We start from the raw sequence: 20939 nt of genomic DNA on the forward strand, positions 1-20939 counted from the left end.
GGGAGGCGTTCCGCCACGGTGGAACGCCTCCCCGCACCCCGGGCGGTTCAACGGTGGACGCGTGGCCTTGCTCATAGCCTTCTCAGAAGCTCAGCCCGTACGCTCCAGCTTTCAAGATTCGCTACGAGCTGAGGAGCGCCATCATGACCACACTGCCCCCCTGCCGCCGTACTGTCCTCCAGGGCGCCGCGCTCGCCGGCGTGGCCGGTATAGGCCTCACCGCGTGCGGTAGCTCGGACAGTGATTCCGCCACGACGACGGCCGAGACGAGCGCGGCCGCGACGTCCACCGAGCTGGGCGCGACGTCGGATGTCCCGGTCGGCGGGGCGAAGCTCTACAAGGACGCCAAGCTCGTGGTGTCCCAGCCGACCAAAGGGACGTACAAAGCCTTTAGTGCGGTCTGTACGCACCAGGGCTGCGTCTGCGACTCGGTGACCGGCACGTCCCTGCTGTGTGCCTGCCACGGCAGCAAGTTCAACGCCGAGACGGGCGCCGTGGAGCAGGGCCCGGCGACGACCGCGCTGAGGGCGGCGACCGTCACCGTCAAGGAAGGGAAGCTGGTCGCCGGATAGCCAATAGCCCTGCGGGCGGAACGGGAATGTCATCCCCAGTCAGTAGGGTGGGGGCATGGCCGATCCATCCAGCTACCGCCCGAAGCCGGGACAGATTCCGGACAGCCCCGGCGTCTACAGGTTCCGGGACGAGCACGGCCGGGTGATCTACGTCGGGAAGGCGAAGAGCCTGCGCTCACGCCTCTCCTCGTACTTCCAGGACCTCGCCAATCTGCACTACCGCACCCGCACGATGGTCACGACAGCCGCGTCCGTCGAGTGGACGGTGGTCGGGACCGAGGTGGAGGCCCTGCAGCTGGAGTACTCCTGGATCAAGGAGTTCGACCCGCGCTTCAACGTCAAATACCGCGACGACAAGAGCTATCCGTCGCTCGCGGTCACGCTCAATGAGGAATTCCCGCGCGTCCAGGTGATGCGCGGCCCGAAGCGCAAGGGCGTGCGGTACTTCGGTCCGTACGCCCATGCGTGGGCCATCCGCGAGACGGTCGATCTGCTGCTGCGCGTGTTCCCGGTAAGGACGTGCTCCGCCGGGGTGTTCAAGCGCTCGGCGCAGATCGGCCGGCCGTGCCTGCTGGGCTACATCGGCAAGTGCTCGGCGCCCTGCGTGGGCCGGGTCACCGCCGAGGAGCACCGCGAACTGGCCGACGAGTTCTGCGACTTCATGGCGGGCCGGACCGGGACGTACCTGCGCCGCCTCGAACAGCAGATGAAGGACGCGGCCTCCGAGATGGAGTACGAGAAGGCCGCCCGCCTCCGGGACGACATCGAGGCCCTCCGCCGGGCCATGGAGAAGAACGCCGTCGTGCTGGCGGACGCCACCGACGCCGACCTGATCGCGGTCGCCGAGGACGAGCTCGAAGCCGCCGTCCAGATCTTCCACGTACGCGGCGGCCGGGTGCGCGGCCAGCGCGGCTGGGTCACCGACAAGGTCGAGGCCGTGGACACCGCCGGTCTGGTCGAGCACGCGCTGCAGCAGCTGTACGGCGAGGAGAAGGGCGACGCGGTCCCGCGCGAGGTCCTCGTGCCCGCCCTCCCGGAGCCGTACGAGCCGGTGCAGGAGTGGCTGAGCACCCGCAGGGGCTCGCAGGTGTCCCTGCGCATACCGCAGCGCGGCGACAAGAAGGACCTGATGGCCACGGTCCAGCGCAACGCGCAGCAGGCGCTCGCGCTGCACAAGACCAAGCGCGCCTCCGACCTGACCACGCGCTCGCGCGCCCTGGAGGAGATCAGCGAGGCGCTGGACCTGGACACGGCGCCGCTGCGCATCGAGTGCTTCGACATCTCCCACCTCCAGGGCGATGACGTGGTCGCATCGATGGTGGTCTTCGAGGACGGCCTCGCCCGCAAGAGCGAGTACCGGCGCTTCCAGATCAAGACGTTCGAGGGCCAGGACGATGTCCGGTCCATGCACGAAGTCGTGTCCCGGCGCTTCCGCCGCTATCTGCAGGACATGCAGAAGTCCGGCGAATGGGTCGACGGCGAGCCCGAGGAGCACGAGCCCGTCAGCGGGCCCATCGACCCCGACACCGGCAAGCCCCGCCGCTTCGCCTACCCGCCGCAGCTCGTGGTCGTCGACGGCGGGCAGCCGCAGGTCGCCGCCGCCAGGCGCGCGCTGGACGAGCTGGGCATCGAGGACATCGCGGTGTGCGGCCTGGCCAAGCGGCTGGAGGAGGTCTGGCTGCCCGGTGAGGACGACCCGGTGATCCTGCCGCGCACCAGCGAGGGCCTGTACCTGCTGCAGCGCGTACGGGACGAGGCGCACCGCTTCGCGATCTCGTACCAGCGCAGCAAGCGCTCGAAGTCGATGAAGGCGGGCGCCCTGGACTCCGTACCCGGCCTGGGGGAGACCCGCAAACAGGCGCTGCTCAAGCACTTCGGCTCGCTGAAACGGCTGCGTACGGCCACCGTGGACCAGCTCTGCGAGGTCCCCGGGGTCGGCCGCCGGACGGCGGAGACGGTGCTCGCCGCCCTGGCCGGAGCGGCGCCAGCCGGGCCTGCGGTGAACACCGCCACAGGAGAGATCATTGAGGAAGAGCGAGTGGAAGAGGGGGCGGCCGCAAAGGCGGCCGCCTCACCGGAACGGGTGAAGGGATCATCCTGCGATCCCTCGGGGGGCGACCCCCCGTACCCCCACGAAGAGCCCCGGCCGACAGGCCGGACCGGCGAGACACCGCGAGGCGAGACCCAGTGAACGAGAACGACGGAGGCGGAGCACAGGTGACCACCGGTGGAGCGAGCGAGGCCGCGGAGGCCATCCCCGAGCTCGTGATCATTTCTGGTATGTCGGGCGCCGGGCGCAGCCATGCGGCCAAATGCCTGGAGGACCTCGGCTGGTTCGTGGTGGACAACCTGCCGCCCGCCCTGATCCCGACCATGGTGGACCTCGGCGCCCGCTCGCAGGGCAATGTGGCCCGCATCGCGGTGGTCGTGGACGTGCGCGGCAGGCGCTTCTTCGACAACCTCATGGAGTCGCTCGCCGACCTGGAGGCCAAGGGCGTCAAGCGCCGCGTGCTCTTCCTGGAGGCGTCCGACGACACGCTGGTCCGCCGTTTCGAGTCCGTACGGCGTCCGCACCCCCTCCAGGGCGACGGCCGGATCGTGGACGGCATCGCGAAGGAACGCGAGCTGCTCAGCGAGCTGCGCGGCGACGCGGACCTGGTGATCGACACCTCCGCCCTCAACGTCCACGAGCTGCGCTCCAAGATGGACGCCCAGTTCGCCGGCGGGGAGGAGCCGGAGCTGCGGGCCACGGTCATGTCCTTCGGCTTCAAGTACGGGCTGCCGGTCGACGCCGACCTCGTCGCCGACTGCCGCTTCCTGCCCAACCCGCACTGGGTGCCGGAGCTGCGCCCGTACACCGGGCTCAATGACGAGGTCGCGACCTATGTCTTCAACCAGCCCGGCGCCAAGGAGTTCCTCGACCGCTACGCCGAGCTGCTGCACATCATCAACGCCGGCTACCGGCGCGAGGGCAAGCGCTATGTGACCATCGCGGTGGGCTGCACCGGCGGCAAGCACCGCAGCGTCGCGATGTCCGAGCGGCTGGCCGCCCGGCTGTCGGCGGACGGCGTGGAGACCGTGCTCGTGCACCGCGACATGGGGCGCGAGTGATCAAGACCGCACGGTTCCTGCGCCGGTCGGCCCAACGCTCGGGCTCCGGCGCGACTCCCAAGGTGGTGGCGCTCGGCGGCGGCCAGGGGCTGTCCGCCTCGCTGTCGGCGCTGCGCCGCATCACCCAGGACCTGACCGCCGTGGTCACCGTCGCCGACGACGGCGGCTCCAGCGGCCGGCTCCGCGAGGAACTGGGCGTCCTGCCCCCCGGCGACCTGCGCAAAGCGCTGGCGGCGCTGTGCGGGGACGACGAGTGGGGTCAGACATGGGCCCAGGTGATCCAGCACCGGTTCACCAGCGAGGGTGATCTCCACGGCCATGCGGTGGGCAATCTGCTGATCGTCGCGCTGTGGGAGAAGCTCGGCGATCCGGTGGCCGCCCTGGAGTGGGTCGGGCGGCTGCTCGGCGCCCAGGGGCGGGTGCTGCCGATGTCCGGGGTGCCCCTGGAGCTGACCGCGACCGTACGCGGTCACGACCCGGAGAAGCCGGATCAGCTGACCACCGTACGGGGGCAGGCCAATGTCGCCCTCACCCCCGGTGACGTGCAGGAAGTCCAGCTCGTGCCGCATGATCCGCCGGCCGTTCCGGAGGCGGTACGGGCGGTTCTGGACGCCGACTGGGTGGTGCTCGGGCCGGGGTCGTGGTTCTCGTCGGTGATGCCCCATCTGCTGGTGCCGGACCTGGTGTGCGCGCTGATGGAGACCCGGGCCCGCAAGGTGCTGGCGCTGAACCTGGCGCCCCAGCCCGGCGAGACCGAGGGCTTTTCTCCGCAGCGTCACTTGGAGGTTTTGGCCCGACACGCCCCTAAACTCACCATCGACGTGGTGCTGGCCGACGAGGCCGCCGTGCCCGACCGCGACAGCCTGAGCAAGGCCGCCGAGCGGTTGTCCGGCACGGTGGAGCTGGCCGCGGTCGCCGCCCCAGACGGGCCGCGACACGACCCTGAGCTGCTGGCGGCCGCGTACGACCGGATTTTTCGTATGCATGGAAGGATCGGCCCATGGCGATGACGGCAGCGGTGAAGGACGAGATCTCCCGGCTTCCCGTCACCCGGACCTGCTGCCGCAAGGCGGAGGTCTCGGCGATCCTGCGTTTCGCCGGGGGGCTCCATCTGGTGAGCGGGCGCATCGTGATCGAGGCGGAGCTCGACACGGCGATGGCGGCAAGGCGGCTCCGCAAGGACATCCTGGAGATCTTCGGGCACTCCTCGGACCTGGTGGTCCTGGCCCAGGGAGGGCTGCGGCGCGGCAGCCGCTTCGTGGTGAGGGTCGTCGCGGGCGGTGACCAGCTGGCCCGCCAGACGGGCCTGGTGGACGGCCGCGGGCGGCCCATCCGCGGGCTTCCCCCGCAGGTCGTCTCCGGCGCCACCTGCGACGCCGAGGCGGCGTGGCGCGGCGCCTTCCTGGCCCACGGCTCGCTGACGGAGCCGGGGCGCTCGTCCTCCCTGGAGGTCACCTGCCCCGGGCCGGAAGCCGCGCTCGCCCTGGTCGGCGCGGCCCGGCGGCTGCAGATCGCGGCCAAGGCGCGCGAGGTGCGCAACGTCGACCGCGTCGTGGTCCGCGACGGTGACGCGATCGGCGCCCTGCTGACCCGGCTGGGCGCCCACGAGTCCGTACTGGCCTGGGAGGAGCGCCGCATGCGGCGCGAGGTCCGGGCCACGGCCAACCGGCTCGCCAACTTCGACGACGCGAACCTGCGCCGCTCGGCGCGGGCCGCGGTCGCGGCGGGCGCCCGGGTGCAGCGGGCCCTGGAGATCCTCGGCGAGGAGGTGCCCGAGCATCTCGCCGCCGCGGGGCGCCTGCGCATGGACCACAAGCAGGCCTCCCTGGAGGAACTGGGCTCGCTGGCCGAGCCCCCGCTGACCAAGGACGCGGTGGCCGGCCGGATCCGCCGGCTGCTGGCCATGGCCGACAAGCGGGCGCAGGATCTCGGCATCCCGGGTACGGAGTCCAATCTCAGCGAGGAGCTGGCCGACAACCTGGTCGGCTGAGAGCCGAGCCGGGTCAAGCGGAGCAGCACTGACCTGAAATCGCCGTCGGCGCCCGGACCGGGCGCCGACGGTTTCTCATGTCACTCATGAGGCTTGTCATGCGCAGGTAATGTCATGAGCCTGACGGATGACCGCCGTCGGGACCCATCGTCGCAAGGGGGACTCATGAGACGCAGGGCAAGAGCGATACTCACCGCGGGCGTACTGATGCTGGGCGGCGTCATGGCGGCACCGGTCGCCCAGGCCGGGGCCGCGTCGTCCGGGGCGGACCCGGGCGCGGACGCGGTGAAGGTGTTCACCGCCGATGTGACCCGCGCGCAGATCCCGTTACTCCTCGCCGCCGGCCAGGACGGCGAGGAACTGGCCCAACAGCCCGCCGCCACGGGTACCGCACACGTCGAGGTCTACCTCACCGACGCCCAGGCGGGCGACCTGCGGAGCAAGGGCGTGGCCCTCACCGAACGCCAGGTCTCCGCGAAGGCGCAGGCCCGCGTCGAGGCCGCTGGCGACGGCGTCTTCCGCCCGTACAGCGGCACCGGCGGCATCAAGCAGGAGATCGTCGAGACCGGCCAGGCCCACCCGGACCTCACCAAGGTCGTCTCCATCGGCAAGACGGTCAACGGCCAGGACATCCTCGCCCTCAAGCTCACCAAGGGCGCGAAGAAGACCAGGGACGGCGCCAAGCCGTCCGTCCTGTACGCGTCCAACCAGCACGCCCGTGAGTGGATCACGCCCGAGATGACCCGGCGGCTGATGCACTACTACCTGGACAACTACGGCAAGGACAAGCGGATCACGAAGATCGTGGACTCCACCGAGCTGTGGTTCGTGATCAGCGCCAACCCGGACGGCTACGACTGGACGTTCAACCCCGACGGCGACCGGCTGTGGCGCAAGAACCTGCGGGACGTCAACGGCGACGGCAAGATCACCAACGGCGACGGCGTCGACCTCAACCGCAACTTCGCCTACAAGTGGGGCTACGACGACGAGGGCTCGTCCCCCGACCCCGCCAGCGAGGTCTACCGCGGCTCCGGCCCCGGCTCCGAGCCCGAGACCAAGGCGCTCGACGGCCTCGAAAAGCGGATCGGGTTCGAGTACGGCATCAACTACCACTCCGCCGCAGAGCTGCTCCTGTACGGCGTCGGCTGGCAGGTCGCCACACCCACCCCCGACGACGTGCTCTACAAGTCGCTCGCCGGCACCCCCGGGAACTCGGCCATCCCCGGCTACTACCCGCAGGTCTCCTCCGAGCTGTACACCACCAACGGTGAGGCCGACGGCCACGCCGCCAACGTCAACGGCATGATGATGTTCACCCCGGAGATGAGCACCTGCCAGACGGCCTCGGCCATCGACCCCGACGACGCCTGGAAGCCCGGGGACTGCGAGTCCGGCTTCAACTTCCCCGACGACGAGAAGCTGATCCAGGACGAGTTCGCCAAGAACATCCCCTTCGCCCTGGCCGTCGCCGAAACCGCAGCCCACCCCGACCAGCCCGTCTCCATCACCGGCACCGAGGCCCCCGACTTCACCGCGGACGCCTTCACCACCTCGTACGCACGCGGCGCCGACCAGCAGGTCGCGGTCACCGCCCGCAAGTCGGTCCGCGACAAGAAGCTCAACTACCGCGTCAACGGCGGCCGTACGCACACCACCGCCCTCAAGGCCTGGAAGGGCGGCGAGACCTACGGTGGCAAGGACAACATCCGCTTCGACGCATACCGCGCCAAGGTCAAGGGCGCCCGCCCCGGCGACACCGTCAAGGTCTGGTTCACCGGCCGTACGAAGGCCGGCAAGTCCACCGCCGGCGCGTCCTTCACCTACACCGTGGCCCCGCGCGCCAAGGCGGACACCCTGGTGCTGGCCGAGGAGGGCGCCGGGGCCGCACACGCCCAGACCTACGTCGACGCCCTCAAGGCCAACGGCCGCAGCGCCGTCGTCTGGGACGTCGCCGCCCAGGGCGTCCCGTCCGCGCTCGGCGTCCTCAGCCACTTCCGTACCGTCGTCCACTACCTCGGCGCGCAGGAGCCCGGCGGCGAGACCCAGCTGGCGATCCGCGACTTCCTCAACGAGGGCGGCAAGCTGATCGAGGCCGGGGAGGCGGCGGGCGGCTCCGCGGTCGTCGGCCGCGCCGAGACCGACGACTTCAGCCAGTACTACCTGGGTGCGTACGACCGTTCGTCCTCGGCCGGCGCCACCGGCTTCACCGGCGCCGGAACCCTGGCCGGCTTCACCGGCCCGCTCTCCGGCGTCACCGGCAACCCGCTGGACAACGCCGGCAACTACACGGTCACCTCCGACAGCCTCCCCGCCGCCGACTACCCGCAGTTCGCCAGCGCCCAGGCGGGCCGGTACGCCGGGAGCCTCAACCCGTACGGCCCGTACGAAGGCCAGTGGATGGCCGCCGCCACTCACGCCGACGACGACTGGAAGCGGCTGAGCCGGACCGTCGACCTCACCGGCGTCGGCGCCGCCGACGCCCCCCAACTGCGGCTCGCCCTCAGCTGGGACACCGAGCCCGGCTACGACCACGCCGTACTGGAGGCCCACACCGCCGGCGCCGACGACTGGACCACCCTCCCCGAGGCCGGCGGCGCCACCGGCACCACCGTCCCCGAGGACTGCGGGGCCGGATTCTTCATCGGCGAACACCCCTTCCTCAGCCACTACCTCACCCTCGCCGACGGCGCCTGCACCGCCACCGGCACCACCGGCGCCTGGAACAGCCTCACCGGCTCCTCCAGTGGCTGGCAGCAGGTCGCCTTCGACCTGAGCGCCTTCGCCGGCAAGACCGTCGAGCTGTCCCTGAGCTACATCACCGACCCCGGCTCCGGCGGCCACGGCGTCTTCGCCGACAACGCCTCCCTCGTCATCGCCGGCACCCCCCAGGACACCGAGGGCTTCGAAACCTCCCTCGGCCCCTGGACCGTCCCCGGCCCCCCGGCCGGCAGCCCCGCCGTCGCGGGCGACTGGACCCGCTCCGGCGAGCTCTTCCAGTCCTACGCGGCCGTCACCACCCGTGACACCGTCCTCCTCGGCTTCGGACTTGAGCACCTGCCCGCCGCCGCGGACCGTACCGCCCTGATCGGCAAGGCCCTGGCAGCCCTGCGGCGCTGACAGGCGGCCTGAACGCGGCGGCCCGTACCCCTACCGGGCGGTACGGGCCGCCGCGCCGTGGAACGGCCCGTCGGGATGTCACTGAGGGGTCCCGGGCGAGGTAGGGTCGTCCTTGGTCGGGGACATCCCATACGTCGCAGCCGGAATGGAATCCGGCGAATCAGCGAGGAGATCGGTTCGTGACGATCCGCGTAGGCATCAACGGCTTTGGTCGCATCGGTCGCAACTTCTTCCGTGCCGCCCTGGAGCAGGGTGCGGACATTGAGATCGTGGCTGTCAACGACCTGGGTGACACGGCGACCACCGCGCACCTGCTCAAGTACGACACCATCCTGGGCCGCCTCAAGGCCGAGGTGAGCCACACCGCCGACACGATCACCGTGGACGGCCACACCATCAAGGTGCTCTCCGAGCGCAACCCCGCCGACATCCCGTGGGGCACGCTGGGCGTCGACATCGTCATCGAGTCGACCGGCATCTTCACGAAGGCCGCTGACGCGGGCAAGCACCTCGCGGGCGGTGCCAAGAAGGTCATCATCTCGGCGCCCGCCAAGGACGAGGACATCACGATCGTGATGGGCGTCAACAACGACAAGTACGACCCGGCCGCCCACCACATCATCTCCAACGCCTCCTGCACCACGAACTGTGTGGCGCCGATGGCGAAGGTGCTGCTGGAGAACTTCGGCATCGTCAAGGGCATGATGACGACGGTCCACGCGTACACCAACGACCAGCGCATCCTGGACTTCCCGCACAGCGACCTGCGCCGCGCCCGCGCCGCCGCCGAGAACATCATCCCGACCACCACCGGTGCCGCGAAGGCCACCGCGCTGGTGATCCCGGAGCTCGCCGGCAAGCTCGACGGCATCGCGATGCGCGTCCCGGTCCCGACCGGCTCGGTCACCGACCTGGTCATCGAGCTGGAGCGCGAGGTGACCAAGGACGAGGTCAACACCGCGTTCCAGAAGGCCGCCGAGGGCCAGCTCAAGGGCATCCTGGAGTACACCGAGGACGAGATCGTCTCCTCGGACATCGTCAACTGGCCGGCCTCCTGCACCTTCGACTCGTCCCTGACCATGGTCCAGGGCAAGAGCGTCAAGGTCATCGGCTGGTACGACAACGAGTGGGGCTACTCCAACCGCCTCGTCGACCTGACCACCTTCATCGGCGGCCAGCTCTAAGCAACGCGCAGCACGATGTGATGAGGACAGGGTCCGGACGACGAAACTCGTCCGGGCCCTGTCCCATGACCTAGGAGCCATGGATGAAGACGATCGAAGACCTCGACGTGTCCGGCAAGCGGGTGTTCGTCCGCGCCGACCTCAACGTGCCGCTGTCCGGCACCACCATCACCGACGACGGCCGCATCCGCGCCGCCGTCCCGACCATCACCAAGCTCGTCGCAGCCGGCGCCAAGGTGATCGTCGCCTCCCACCTGGGCCGTCCCAAGGGCGCGCCCGACCCCCAGTTCTCGCTCGCCCCGGTCGCCACCCGTCTGGGTGAACTCCTGGGCCAGGACGTCGCCTTCGCCACCGACACCGTCGGTGACAGCGCGCAGGCCGCCGTCTCCGCGCTCGCCGCCGGCGGCGTCGTACTCCTGGAGAACCTGCGCTTCAACGCGGGCGAGACCGCGAAGGACGACGCCGAGCGCGGCGCCTTCGCCGACGAACTGGCGGCCCTCGCGGACGCGTACGTGGGCGACGGCTTCGGCGCCGTGCACCGCAAGCACGCCTCCGTCTACGACCTCCCGGCGCGGCTGCCGCACGCCGCGGGCGACCTGATCGCGACCGAGCTCGGGGTGCTGAAGAAGCTCACCGAGGACGTGTCGCGCCCGTACGCGGTCGTGCTCGGCGGCTCGAAGGTCTCCGACAAGCTCGGGGTGATCGACCACCTGCTGGGCAAGGCCGACCGGATCCTGATCGGCGGCGGCATGATGTTCACCTTCCTCAAGGCCCAGGGCCACGAGGTGGGCGGCAGCCTGCTGCAGGAGGACCAGATCCCGGCGGTCACGGAGTACCTGGAGCGGGCGAAGAAGCTGGGTGTGGAGTTCGTGCTCCCGGTCGACGTGGTCGCCACCGGCGGCTTCCCCGACCTGAAGAACCCGGTCGCGACCAGCCCGGCCACGGTCTCCGCCGAAGCCATCCCCGGCGACCTGATGGGCCTGGACATCGGTCCGGAGTCCCGCAAGCTCTTCGCCTCCAAGCTCGCAGACGCGGCCACCGTGTTCTGGAACGGCCCGATGGGCGTCTTCGAGCACCCCGACTACGCCGAGGGCACCCGCGCGGTCGCCCAGGCGCTGATCGACAGCCCCGCGTTCACCGTGGTCGGCGGCGGCGACTCGGCCGCCGCCGTGCGCATCCTCGGCTTCGACGAAGCCGCCTTCGGTCACATCTCGACCGGCGGTGGCGCCAGCCTCGAATACCTGGAGGGCAAGACCCTCCCCGGCCTCGCCGCACTGGAGGACTGACCCTCATGACCCGTACCCCGCTCATGGCCGGCAACTGGAAGATGAACCTCAACCACCTCGAGGCCATCGCCCACACCCAGAAGCTCGCCTTCGCGCTCACCGACAAGGACTACGACGCCGTAGAGGTCGCCGTCCTGCCGCCCTACATCGACCTGCGGTCCGTACAGACCCTGGTCGACGGCGACAAGCTGAAGATCAAGTACGGCGCCCAGGACCTCTCGGCGCACGACTCCGGCGCGTACACCGGCGAGATCTCCGGCTCGATGCTCGCCAAGCTGAAGTGCACCTACGTCGCCATCGGCCACTCCGAGCGCCGCCAGTACCACGGCGAGGACGAGCCGCTGATCAACGCCAAGGTCAAGGCCGCGTACAAGCACGGCCTCACCCCGATCCTGTGCGTCGGTGAGGGCCTGGACGTCCGCAAGGCGGGCAATCAGGTCTCCCACACCCTCGCGCAGCTCGACGGCGCCCTGGCGGGCATCCCGGCCGCGCAGGCGGAGACCATCGTCGTCGCCTACGAGCCCGTCTGGGCCATCGGCACCGGCGAGGTCGCCACCCCCGAGGACGCCCAGGAGGTCTGCGGGGCGATCCGTGGCCGGCTGGCGGAGCTGTACAGCCAGGAGCTGGCGGACAAGGTCCGCATCCAGTACGGCGGCTCGGTCAAGGCCGGCAACGTCGCGGCGATCATGGCGCAGCCGGATGTCGACGGCGCCCTGGTGGGCGGCGCGGCGCTGGACGCGGAGGAGTTCGTCAAGATCGTCCGCTTCCGTGACCAGTAAGTGACCTGGAAGTATCCGCACGCCCTCCGGGCGAAGTAGGCTGTCGGGGCCGGACCACCGTCCGGCCCCGATTCGTCGTGTCTGTGTCCTGTCACCGAGAGAGTTGGTCCTGCTGTGGTACTCGGGTTCTCCATCGCCCTCATCATCTTCAGCCTGCTGCTTCTGCTGCTCGTGCTGATGCACAAGGGCAAGGGCGGCGGCCTCTCCGACATGTTCGGCGGCGGCATGCAGTCCTCCGTCGGCGGCTCCTCGGTCGCCGAGCGCAACCTCGACCGGATCACGGTTGTGTTCGGTCTGGCATGGTTCGCGTGCATTGTCGTACTCGGCCTGCTGCTCAAGTTCAAGAACCACTGACCCTGGGCCCGACTGCCCTGCCTTGATGGAGAACTGACGCTTCGTCGCCAACGCGGCTTATCATGTAACGGCGTCCTCGGGGGCCGGGTCGACGACCAGTCGCTGGACGGCGCGTAGGGTCTCCGTAAACTGGACGACCTCGCAGCACCATCACGCAGGGAGTTACGACCGTGGCAAGTGGCAACGCGATCCGTGGCAGTCGGGTCGGAGCGGGGCCGATGGGAGAGGCCGAGCGCGGCGAGTCCGCGCCTCGCCTCCGCATCTCCTTCTGGTGCTCGAACGGGCACGAGACCCAGCCGAGCTTCGCCAGCGACGCGCAGATCCCGGAAACCTGGGACTGCCCGCGCTGCGGCTTCCCGGCCGGGCAGGACGAGGAGAACCCGCCGGCCCCGCCGCGCACCGAGCCGTACAAGACGCACCTCGCGTATGTACGCGAGCGGCGCAGCGCGGCCGACGGCGAAGCGATTCTCGCGGAGGCGCTGGCGAAGCTCCGCGGCGAGATCTAGGACCCGGGCCGGCGGCGCGCACGGCGCGCAGGCGCCAATGCGACCGCAACCGTATGCTCGGACCTGTGGCCAGTGACACCGCACCGCTGGTGATCGGTATCGACGCCGGCGGCACCCGTACCCGCGCGTATCTCGCCGATGGCGACGGCATCGTCCTCGGTGAGGGCGCCGGCGGCCCCGGAAACGCGATGAGCGTCCCCCGGGGCGAGCTCACCCGGCACCTGGTGGCCGCGATCAAGGCAGCCGTCCCGGCGGACCGGCGCGGGGCCGTACGGGCGGTCGTGGGCGGCTTCGCGGGCGGCGCGTCCGACGCGGGTCCCGACGCCGGGTACGAGCTGGCCATGACCTGCCTGGACACGGCCCTCACCGCCAACGGCATCGCGGCCCGCTCGATCGAGGTACTGGGCGACATCGAGATCGCCTTCGCCTCCGCCGACGGCACGCCCGCCGACGGCCTGGCGCTCGTCGCCGGTACGGGGGCGGTCGCGGCCCGCATCGAGAACCGCCGCCGGCTCTACCTCTCCGACGGCAACGGCTGGCTCCTCGGCGACGGCGGCAGCGGCTTCTGGATCGGCCGTGAGGTGGTCAGGGCGGCCCTGCGCGCCCTGGACGGCCGGGGACCCTGGACCTCGCTCGTCGAGGCCGTCATGGCGCACTACGTGGGCACCCCCGGCGGCCCCTACCTCGCCCGGGAACGCCCCAGCCGCCACGAGTGCGAGCTGCTCCGCCACCGCCTCGTCCCCCTCGCCTACGCCGAGCCCCCGGTCCGGCTCGCCCGGCTCAGCCCCCTCGCCGTCACGGCCGACGCCGACGGCGACGAGGTCGCCATGTCGCTGCTCGACGACGCCGCCGACGAGCTGGGCGCCACCGTCGCCGCCCTGGACCCCCGCGAGGACGAGACGCTGGTGGCCGCCGGCGGCCTCCTCGGCCCACACGGCCCACTGCTCGGCCGGGTCACCGCGCGCGCCGAGGAGATGGGCCTGAAGGTGATGCCGGTCCATGAAGGGGGCGCTGGCGCGCTGGCGCTGGCCAGGATGCGCCTCGTAAGCGCATGATCTTGGAGGCCTCGCGGCCTCTTAAGCACATGAGATGACGTGCCGGTGTACGTTTCCGCAAATCTCCCGCCCGAACGGCGGCTGCGCCCCTGCGCGTTCCGCGTCGACTAGCGTGGAACCCGCAGCGGAGGACAAGGAGAAAGTGGACTGATGTCCGATACCAACGCGCTTGACCAGGGCAGGATCCGTCTCGACCAGCGGCCCGAATGGCACGCGCTCGCCAAGCACCGCGAGGAGTTCGGGGATACGCATCTCCGCGAGCTCTTCGCCGCCGACCCGCAGCGCGCCGAGCGCTACACCCTCCAGGTCGGCGACCTCCATCTGGACTACTCCAAACACCTCGTCACCGACGAGACCCTGCGCCTGCTGCGCGAACTCGCCGCGGCCGCCGGGGTCCCGGAGCTGCGGGACGCGATGTTCCGCGGCGACCGCATCAACGTCACCGAGGACCGCGCGGTACTCCACACCGCGCTGCGCGCCCCGCGCTCGGCCGTCATCGAGGCCGACGGCCACGATGTCGTCCCGGCCGTGCACCACGTGCTGACCAAGATGACGGTCTTCACCGACAAGATCCGCTCCGGCGACTGGCGCGGCCACACCGGCAAGCGCATCAGGAACATCGTCAACATCGGCATCGGCGGCTCCGACCTCGGCCCCGCCATGGCCTACGAGGTCCTGCGGCCGTACAGCGCCCGCGACCTGACGTTCCGTTTCGTCTCCAACGTCGACGGCGCGGACCTGCACGAGGCCGTACGCGACCTCGACCCCGCCGAGACGCTCTTCATCATCGCGTCCAAGACCTTCACCACCATCGAGACCATCACCAACGCCACCTCGGCGCGCGACTGGCTCCTCGGCGGCCTCGGCGCGGGCCAGGAGGCCGTCGCCAAGCACTTCGTCGCCCTCTCGACGAATGCCGAGAAGGTCGCCGAGTTCGGCATCGACACGGCCAACATGTTCGAGTTCTGGGACTGGGTCGGCGGCCGCTACTCCTACGACTCCGCCATCGGCCTGTCCCTCATGGTCGCCATCGGCCCCGACCACTTCCGCGAGATGCTCGCCGGCTTCCACCTCGTCGACGAGCACTTCCGCACGGCCCCCGCCGAGGACAACGTCCCGCTGCTGCTGGGCCTCCTCGGCATCTGGTACGGCAACTTCCACGACGCCCAGTCGCACGCCGTCCTCCCCTACAGCCACTACCTCTCGAAGTTCACGGCCTACCTCCAGCAGCTCGACATGGAGTCCAACGGCAAGTACGTCGACCGCCACGGCAACCCCGTCGCCTGGCAGACCGGCCCGGTCGTCTGGGGCACCCCCGGCACCAACGGCCAGCACGCCTACTACCAACTCCTCCACCAGGGCACCAAGCTCATCCCGGCCGACTTCATCGGCTTCGCCGAGCCGGTACGGGAGCTGGGGCCCTTCCGGGACCACCACGACCTGCTCATGGCCAACTTCTTCGCCCAGACCCAGGCCCTCGCCTTCGGCAAGACAGCCGAGGAAGTGCGCGCGGAAGGCGTCGCCGAGGCCCAAGTTCCGCACCGCACGTTCCTGGGCAACCACCCCACGACGACGATCATCGCCGCCGAGCTATCGCCCTCCGTGCTCGGTCAGCTCGTCGCCCTCTACGAGCACAAGGTCTTCGTCCAGGGTGCCGTCTGGGACATCGACTCCTTCGACCAGTGGGGCGTCGAGCTCGGCAAGGTCCTCGCGAAGCGGGTCGAGCCCGCGCTCACGGAAGGCGCGGAGGTGCCGGGGCTGGACGCCTCCACGACGGCGCTCGTCGCCAAGTACCGGTCCCTGCGGGGCCGCTGAGCGGTGCGGTTTCGGTGCCCCCGGCGGGGGCACCGGTTCCGTCCTCAATCGCCGGACGGGCTGGGTCGGCCGTTGTGCGCCTGCTGTTGTCGTGGGGTCGGGGCCGCCTGCCGGGACTGCGTCCTCAGCGCTCGCGACTCGGGTTGGCCCGGTTCGTGCCCGGGATCCTCGCTCGTCGCTTCCGGGCGCATCCCTCCACCGTCCCCTTCGGCCGGTTGGCGGCCACCGCCCGGTGGGGGTACGGGTCCTCAAGCCCGGACGGGCTGAAGCAAACGTCTCCGGCCGGGCGGGGGCGGTGGAGGGGTTCTCCCGCAGGCGACGAGCGAGGATCCCGGGCAAGGATTTGAAGGTGCCAGAGTCGCGAGCGCCGAGGAGAGAAGCCCCGGCAGGCGCCCCCGACCCCACGGCCACCCCAGCCCGTCCGGCGTTTGAGGACGGAACCAGCAACCCCGACCGGGGGCACCGAAACCGCACCGGTGCAGGCGGCACCGTCCGCGCGGCCCGTCCGGCGTTTGAGGACGGAACCGGCAACCCCGACCGGGGGCACCGAAACCGCACCGGTGCAGGCGGCACCGTCCGCGCGGCCCGTCCGGCGTTTGAGGACGGAACCGGCAACCCCGACCGGGGGCACCGAAACCGCACCGGTGCAGGCGGCACCGTCCGCGCGGCCCGTCCGGCGTTTGAGGACGGAACCGGAAACCATGGCCAACGGCACCGTTACGCCGAGGCCGGCGGATAAAGCTGCGGCGGCAGCTTCGCGGCCGCCGCGCGGTCCAGGAGCCACAGGGTGCGGGCGCGGCCGTGGGCGCCGGCGGCGGGGGCCTGGAGTTCGCCGGGGGAGGAGAGGGCTATGGCGACGGCGCCGGCTTTGTCGTCGCCGGCGGCGAGGAGCCAGACCTCGCGGGCGGCGCGGATGGCGGGGAGGGTGAGGGAGACCCGGGTGGGGGGCGGTTTGGGGGCGCCGTGGATGCCGACGACGGTGCGTTCGGTCTCGCGTACGCCGGGGTGGCCGGGGAAGAGCGAGGCGACGTGGGTGTCGGGGCCGACGCCGAGCATGAGGACGTCGAAGGACGGGACCCGGCCGTGGTCCTCGGGGCTCGCCGCCTTGGCGAGCTCCTCCGCGTAGGCGGCGGCGGCCGCGTCCGCGTCACGGCCGTAGGGGCCGTCGGAGGCGGGCATGGCGTGCACCCTCGAAGGGGTGACGGGGACCGCGTCCAGGAGGGCTTCCCTCGCCTGGGTGACGTTGCGCTCGGGGTCGCCCTCGGGGAGGAACCGCTCGTCGCCCCACCAGAGGTCGAGCCGCGCCCAGTCCACGGCGTCGAGCGCCGGGGACTGGGCGAGGGCTGCGAGCAGGGCGTTGCCGTTCCGGCCGCCGGTGAGGACGACGGAGGCGGAGCCCCGGGCGGCCTGGGCGTCCACGATCTTGGTGATCAGCCGGGCCGCGGCGGCCTGCGCCATGAGCTCCTTGTCGCGATGGACCACGACCTGGGGTGCGCTCACTTGTCGGCCACCTTCGCCGCCGGAGCCGGAGCCGCAGCCGGCTTCGGAGGGGCCGGCTTCGGGGCGGCCTCCGCCGATACGGAGACGGGTATCGGCTGTGACAGCCGCTTCACGCCGTGCTTGACCGCCGCCGCGTACGCCTCGTCCGGGTCGAGCCGACGCAGCTCCTCCGCGATCAGCTCGGCCGTGTTGCGGCGCTGCAGCGCGACCCGCCGCTCAGGCTGGCCCGGCATGGCCAGCTCGGCGAGGGAGCCGTTCGGGCGGTCCAGGCGGATCTCGCCGTCCGAGGTGTTCAGACGTACGGCGGTGAGCCCGGGCCCGTCCGAGACGCGCCGCTCGACGGGGACGCCGAGGCGCTCGGCGAGCCACAGCCCGAGCAGTTCGGTGCTGGGGTTGTACGCCTCGCCCTCGACGACGGCGCCGGAGATGGCGGCGTGCTTCTGGTCCAGGGCGGCCGCCAGGACGCTGCGCCACGGGGTGATCCGGGTCCAGGCCAGGTCGGTGTCGCCGGGGGTGTAGGTGTCGGCCCGCAGGGTGAGCGAGGCGACCGGGTCCTCGGCCGCCGCCGCGTCGGTGATGCGGCGGGCGGCGAGCCGGCCGAGCAGGTCCTCGGCGGGGTTGAGCGGGGCGGTGTCGGGCCACCAGACCACCACGGGGGCGTCCGGCAGCAGCAGCGGCAGGACCACGCTCTGGGCGTGGTTGGCCAGCTCGCCGTGCATGCGCAGCAGCACGGTCTCGCCGGTGCCGGTCTCGCCGCCGACCCGGACCTCGGCGTCGAGGCGGGCGGTGCGGCGGTCACGCGGCGACCGGCCCGGCCGCTTGATGACGACCAGGATCCGGGAGGGGTGCTCCTTGGACGCGTCGTTGGCGGCCTTGAGAGCGTCGTAGTGATTGCCCTCGTCCGTGACGATGACCAGCGTGAGCACCATGCCCGTCGCCGGGCTCCCGGCGGCCCGCCGCGCCTTTATCAACGCGGAGTTGATCTTACTTGACGTGGTTTCCGTCAAATCGATGTTCATGGCCGACGCCAGCTCCTGCCGTCTCGTGCGAGCATCTCGTCCGCCGCCTTGGGGCCCCAGGTCCCGGCCGTGTACTGCTCGGGACGGCCGTGGGTGTCCCAGTGCTCCTCGATCGGATCGAGGATCTTCCAGGACTCCTCCACCTCCTGGTGGCGGGGGAAGAGGTTGGAGTCGCCCAGCAGCACATCGAGGATGAGCCGCTCGTACGCCTCCGGGCTGGACTCCGTGAAGGACTCGCCGTACGCGAAGTCCATCGTCACGTCCCGGATCTCCATCGAGGTGCCGGGCACCTTGGAGCCGAACCGGATGGTGATGCCCTCGTCCGGCTGGACCCGGATGACCAGGGCGTTCTGGCCCAGCTCCTGGGTGTCCGTGGTGTCGAAGGGGGAGTGCGGGGCGCGCTGGAAGACCACCGCGATCTCGGTGACGCGGCGGCCCAGGCGCTTGCCGGTGCGCAGGTAGAAGGGGACGCCCGCCCAACGGCGGTTGTCGACCTCCAGCTTGACGGCCGCGTAGGTGTCGGTCTTGGACTGCGGGTTGATGCCCTCTTCCTCCAGGTAGCCGAGCACCTCCTCGCCGCCCTGCCAGCCGTGCGCGTACTGGCCGCGTACGGTGTGGGCGCTCAGGTCGTCGGGAAGCTTGACGGCCCGCAGGACCTTGAGCTTCTCCTGCACCAGGGAGTCCGCGTCGAAGGAGGCGGGCTCCTCCATGGCGGTCAGGGCCATCAGCTGGAGCAGGTGGTTCTGGATGACATCGCGGGCGGAGCCGATGCCGTCGTAGTAGCCGGCGCGGCCGCCGATGCCGATGTCCTCGGCCATCGTGATCTGGACATGGTCCACGTAACTGCGGTTCCAGAGCGGCTCGAACATCGTGTTGGCGAACCGCAGCGCCATGATGTTCTGGACCGTCTCCTTGCCCAGGTAGTGGTCGATCCGGAAGACGTTGCGGGACTTGAAGACATGGTGGATGACCGAGTTGAGGTCCTCCGCGCTCTCCAGGTCGTGGCCGAAGGGCTTTTCGATGACGGCCCGTCGCCAGGCGTCGCCGGGGCCCTCGTTGAGGCCGTGGGCCTTGAGCTGCTCGACGACCTTGGGGAAGAACTTGGGCGGCACGGAGAGGTAGAAGGCGAAGTTGCCGCCGGTGCCCCGGGCCTTGTCGAGGTCGTTGATGGTGGCCTTCAGCTTCTCGAAGGCCGCGTCGTCGTCGAAGTCGCCGGGGACGAAGCGCATGCCCTCCGACAGCTGCTGCCAGACCTCCTCGCGGAAGGGGGTCCGGGCGTGCTCCTTGACGGAGTCGTGCACGACCTGGGCGAAGTCCTCGTCGGCCCAGTCGCGGCGGGCGTAGCCGACGAGCGAGAAGCCCGGCGGCAGCAGCCCGCGGTTGGCCAGGTCGTAGACGGCCGGCATCAGCTTCTTGCGGGACAGGTCACCCGTTACGCCGAAGATGACCAGGCCCGACGGCCCCGCGATGCGCGGGAGCCGTCGGTCCTGGGCACTTCGCAGCGGATTGGCGCTGCTCAAGGTCGTTACGCCTCCTTCGGCGCGAGCCGCTTGAGGGAAGCTGTGGTCGAGTCGAGCAGCTCGATCCAGGCCTGCTCGAACTTCTCGACGCCCTCGTCCTCCAGCAGCTGGACGACGTCGTCGTAGGAGATCCCGACGGCGGCGAGCGCGTCGAGGTCGGCCTGCGCGGCTGCGTAGGTGGAGCGGATGGTGTCGCCGGTGACCGTGCCGTGGTCGGCGGTGGCCTCAAGGGTGGCTTCCGGCATGGTGTTGACGGTGCCGGGGGCGACCAGCTCGGTGACGTAGAGGGTGTCCGGGTAGGCCGGGTCCTTCACGCCGGTGGAGGCCCACAGGGGGCGCTGGCGGTGGGCGCCGGCCGTCTCCAGCACGGACCAGCGGTCGGAGGAGAAGACCGCCTCGTACGCCTGGTAGGCGAGCCGGGCGTTGGCCAGGGCGGCCTTGCCCTTGAGGGCCTTGGCCTCCGGCGTACCGATCTTCTCCAGGCGCTTGTCGATCTCGGTGTCCACGCGGGACACGAAGAAGGACGCGACCGAACGGATCCGCGAGATGTCCAGACCCGCCGCCTTGGCCTTCTCCAGGCCGGTCACGTAGGCGTCCATGACCTCGGTGTAGCGGGCCAGGGAGAAGATCAGCGTGACATTGACGCTGATGCCCTTGGCGATGACCTCGGTGATCGCCGGCAGACCGGCCTTGGTCGCCGGGATCTTGATCAGCGTGTTGGGCCGGTCCACCAGCCAGGCGAGCTGCTTGGCCTCGGCGACGGTCGCCGCGGTGTTGTGCGCCAGGCGCGGGTCGACCTCGATGGAGACCCGGCCGTCCTGGCCGCCGCTCTGGTCGTACACCGGGCGCAGGATGTCGGCGGCGTCGCGGACGTCCGCCGTGGTGATCATGCGGATGGCCTCGTCGACGGTGACCTGGCGGGCGGCCAGGTCGGCCACCTGCTGCTCGTAGCCGTCGCCGCCGGAGATGGCCTTCTGGAAGATCGAGGGGTTGGTGGTCACGCCCACGACATGGCTGGCGTCGATCAGTTCCGCGAGGTTGCCGGAGGTGATCCGCTTGCGGGACAGGTCGTCGAGCCAGATCGCGACGCCTTCGTCGGAGAGGCGCTTGAGTGCGTCTGTCATTGGT

17 protein-coding genes are annotated in these 20939 nt (G+C 70.6%); 13 read left to right on the plus strand and 4 right to left on the minus strand.

Annotated features, from left to right (window positions below; genetic code table 11):
- Positions 1-143: 143 nt before the first annotated feature.
- The 13 genes from OG607_RS35540 to pgi all read left to right on the plus strand — a co-directional run bounded on the left by OG607_RS35540 (position 144) and on the right by pgi (position 15772).
- Positions 144-572, plus strand: coding sequence for a Rieske (2Fe-2S) protein (locus OG607_RS35540; RefSeq protein ID WP_405732388.1), 429 nt, complete (start codon positions 144-146; stop codon positions 570-572).
- Between the two features lie 55 nt (positions 573-627).
- Positions 628-2763 carry an excinuclease ABC subunit UvrC gene (uvrC, locus tag OG607_RS35545; RefSeq protein ID WP_405732391.1) on the plus strand — a complete coding sequence of 712 codons (2136 nt, stop codon included), beginning with the start codon at positions 628-630 and terminating at the stop codon, positions 2761-2763.
- Positions 2760-3683, plus strand: coding sequence for an RNase adapter RapZ (gene rapZ, locus OG607_RS35550; protein ID WP_405732394.1), 924 nt, complete (start codon positions 2760-2762; stop codon positions 3681-3683). Before uvrC ends, rapZ begins: the two co-directional genes overlap by 4 nt.
- Complete coding sequence (gene yvcK / locus OG607_RS35555) at positions 3680-4693, plus strand: uridine diphosphate-N-acetylglucosamine-binding protein YvcK (protein WP_405732397.1); 1014 nt, start codon at positions 3680-3682, stop codon at positions 4691-4693. The genes rapZ and yvcK overlap by 4 nt, the downstream gene beginning before the upstream one ends.
- Positions 4684-5673, plus strand: a complete 990-nt coding sequence (gene whiA, locus OG607_RS35560) for a DNA-binding protein WhiA (RefSeq protein WP_405732400.1) — start codon at positions 4684-4686, stop codon at positions 5671-5673. Before yvcK ends, whiA begins: the two co-directional genes overlap by 10 nt.
- Before the next feature lie 165 nt (positions 5674-5838).
- Entirely contained in the window at positions 5839-8793 is a 2955-nt protein-coding gene (locus tag OG607_RS35565) for a M14 family zinc carboxypeptidase (RefSeq protein WP_405732403.1), read from the plus strand.
- Positions 8794-8972: 179 nt separating this feature from the next.
- Positions 8973-9977, plus strand: coding sequence for a type I glyceraldehyde-3-phosphate dehydrogenase (gap, locus tag OG607_RS35570; protein WP_405732406.1), 1005 nt, complete (start codon positions 8973-8975; stop codon positions 9975-9977).
- A gap of 83 nt (positions 9978-10060) precedes the next feature.
- Positions 10061-11263, plus strand: a complete 1203-nt coding sequence (locus OG607_RS35575; RefSeq protein ID WP_405732409.1) for a phosphoglycerate kinase — start codon at positions 10061-10063, stop codon at positions 11261-11263.
- Between the two features lie 5 nt (positions 11264-11268).
- Positions 11269-12042, plus strand: coding sequence for a triose-phosphate isomerase (tpiA, locus tag OG607_RS35580; protein WP_405732412.1), 774 nt, complete (start codon positions 11269-11271; stop codon positions 12040-12042).
- A gap of 114 nt (positions 12043-12156) precedes the next feature.
- Entirely contained in the window at positions 12157-12396 is a 240-nt protein-coding gene (gene secG, locus OG607_RS35585; protein ID WP_405732415.1) for a preprotein translocase subunit SecG, read from the plus strand.
- A 170-nt stretch (positions 12397-12566) separates the two neighbouring features.
- Entirely contained in the window at positions 12567-12902 is a 336-nt protein-coding gene (locus OG607_RS35590) for an RNA polymerase-binding protein RbpA (protein WP_073497103.1), read from the plus strand.
- A 65-nt stretch (positions 12903-12967) separates the two neighbouring features.
- Positions 12968-13957 carry an N-acetylglucosamine kinase gene (locus OG607_RS35595; protein ID WP_405732418.1) on the plus strand — a complete coding sequence of 330 codons (990 nt, stop codon included), beginning with the start codon at positions 12968-12970 and terminating at the stop codon, positions 13955-13957.
- Positions 13958-14107: 150 nt separating this feature from the next.
- Positions 14108-15772, plus strand: coding sequence for a glucose-6-phosphate isomerase (gene pgi, locus OG607_RS35600; protein WP_405732420.1), 1665 nt, complete (start codon positions 14108-14110; stop codon positions 15770-15772).
- Positions 15773-16489: 717 nt separating this feature from the next.
- On the opposite strand, the gene pgl is transcribed toward pgi, so the two are convergent.
- The 4 genes from pgl to tal are packed head-to-tail and all read right to left on the minus strand — an operon-like array spanning position 16490 to position 20935.
- Positions 16490-17272 (minus strand): 6-phosphogluconolactonase, encoded by a 783-nt coding sequence (gene pgl, locus OG607_RS35605; RefSeq protein WP_405732423.1) that lies wholly within the window; start codon positions 17270-17272, stop codon positions 16490-16492.
- Positions 17269-18291 carry a glucose-6-phosphate dehydrogenase assembly protein OpcA gene (opcA, locus tag OG607_RS35610; protein ID WP_405732425.1) on the minus strand — a complete coding sequence of 341 codons (1023 nt, stop codon included), beginning with the start codon at positions 18289-18291 and terminating at the stop codon, positions 17269-17271. Before opcA ends, pgl begins: the two co-directional genes overlap by 4 nt.
- Positions 18288-19811, minus strand: a complete 1524-nt coding sequence (zwf, locus tag OG607_RS35615) for a glucose-6-phosphate dehydrogenase (protein ID WP_405732428.1) — start codon at positions 19809-19811, stop codon at positions 18288-18290. Before zwf ends, opcA begins: the two co-directional genes overlap by 4 nt.
- Positions 19812-19816: 5 nt before the next feature.
- The gene (tal, locus tag OG607_RS35620) at positions 19817-20935 is read right to left on the minus strand and encodes a transaldolase (RefSeq protein ID WP_405732431.1); all 1119 of its coding nucleotides are present in this window, start codon (positions 20933-20935) and stop codon (positions 19817-19819) included.
- Positions 20936-20939 lie beyond the last annotated feature (4 nt).

The sequence above is a fragment of the Streptomyces sp. NBC_01537 genome (genome assembly GCF_045040445.1).
Taxonomy (GTDB): Bacteria; Actinomycetota; Actinomycetes; order Streptomycetales; family Streptomycetaceae; genus Actinacidiphila.

Coding starts and splice junctions, on each gene's coding strand:
- OG607_RS35540 (WP_405732388.1), top strand. CDS start 144: ATGACCACACTGCCCCCCTGCCGCCGTACTGTCCTCCAGGGCGCCGCG.
- uvrC (WP_405732391.1), top strand. CDS start 628: ATGGCCGATCCATCCAGCTACCGCCCGAAGCCGGGACAGATTCCGGAC.
- whiA (WP_405732400.1), top strand. CDS start 4,684: ATGGCGATGACGGCAGCGGTGAAGGACGAGATCTCCCGGCTTCCCGTC.
- OG607_RS35565 (WP_405732403.1), top strand. CDS start 5,839: ATGAGACGCAGGGCAAGAGCGATACTCACCGCGGGCGTACTGATGCTG.
- OG607_RS35575 (WP_405732409.1), top strand. CDS start 10,061: ATGAAGACGATCGAAGACCTCGACGTGTCCGGCAAGCGGGTGTTCGTC.
- tpiA (WP_405732412.1), top strand. CDS start 11,269: ATGACCCGTACCCCGCTCATGGCCGGCAACTGGAAGATGAACCTCAAC.
- pgi (WP_405732420.1), top strand. CDS start 14,108: ATGTCCGATACCAACGCGCTTGACCAGGGCAGGATCCGTCTCGACCAG.
- opcA (WP_405732425.1), bottom strand. CDS start 18,291: ATGAACATCGATTTGACGGAAACCACGTCAAGTAAGATCAACTCCGCG.
- tal (WP_405732431.1), bottom strand. CDS start 20,935: ATGACAGACGCACTCAAGCGCCTCTCCGACGAAGGCGTCGCGATCTGG.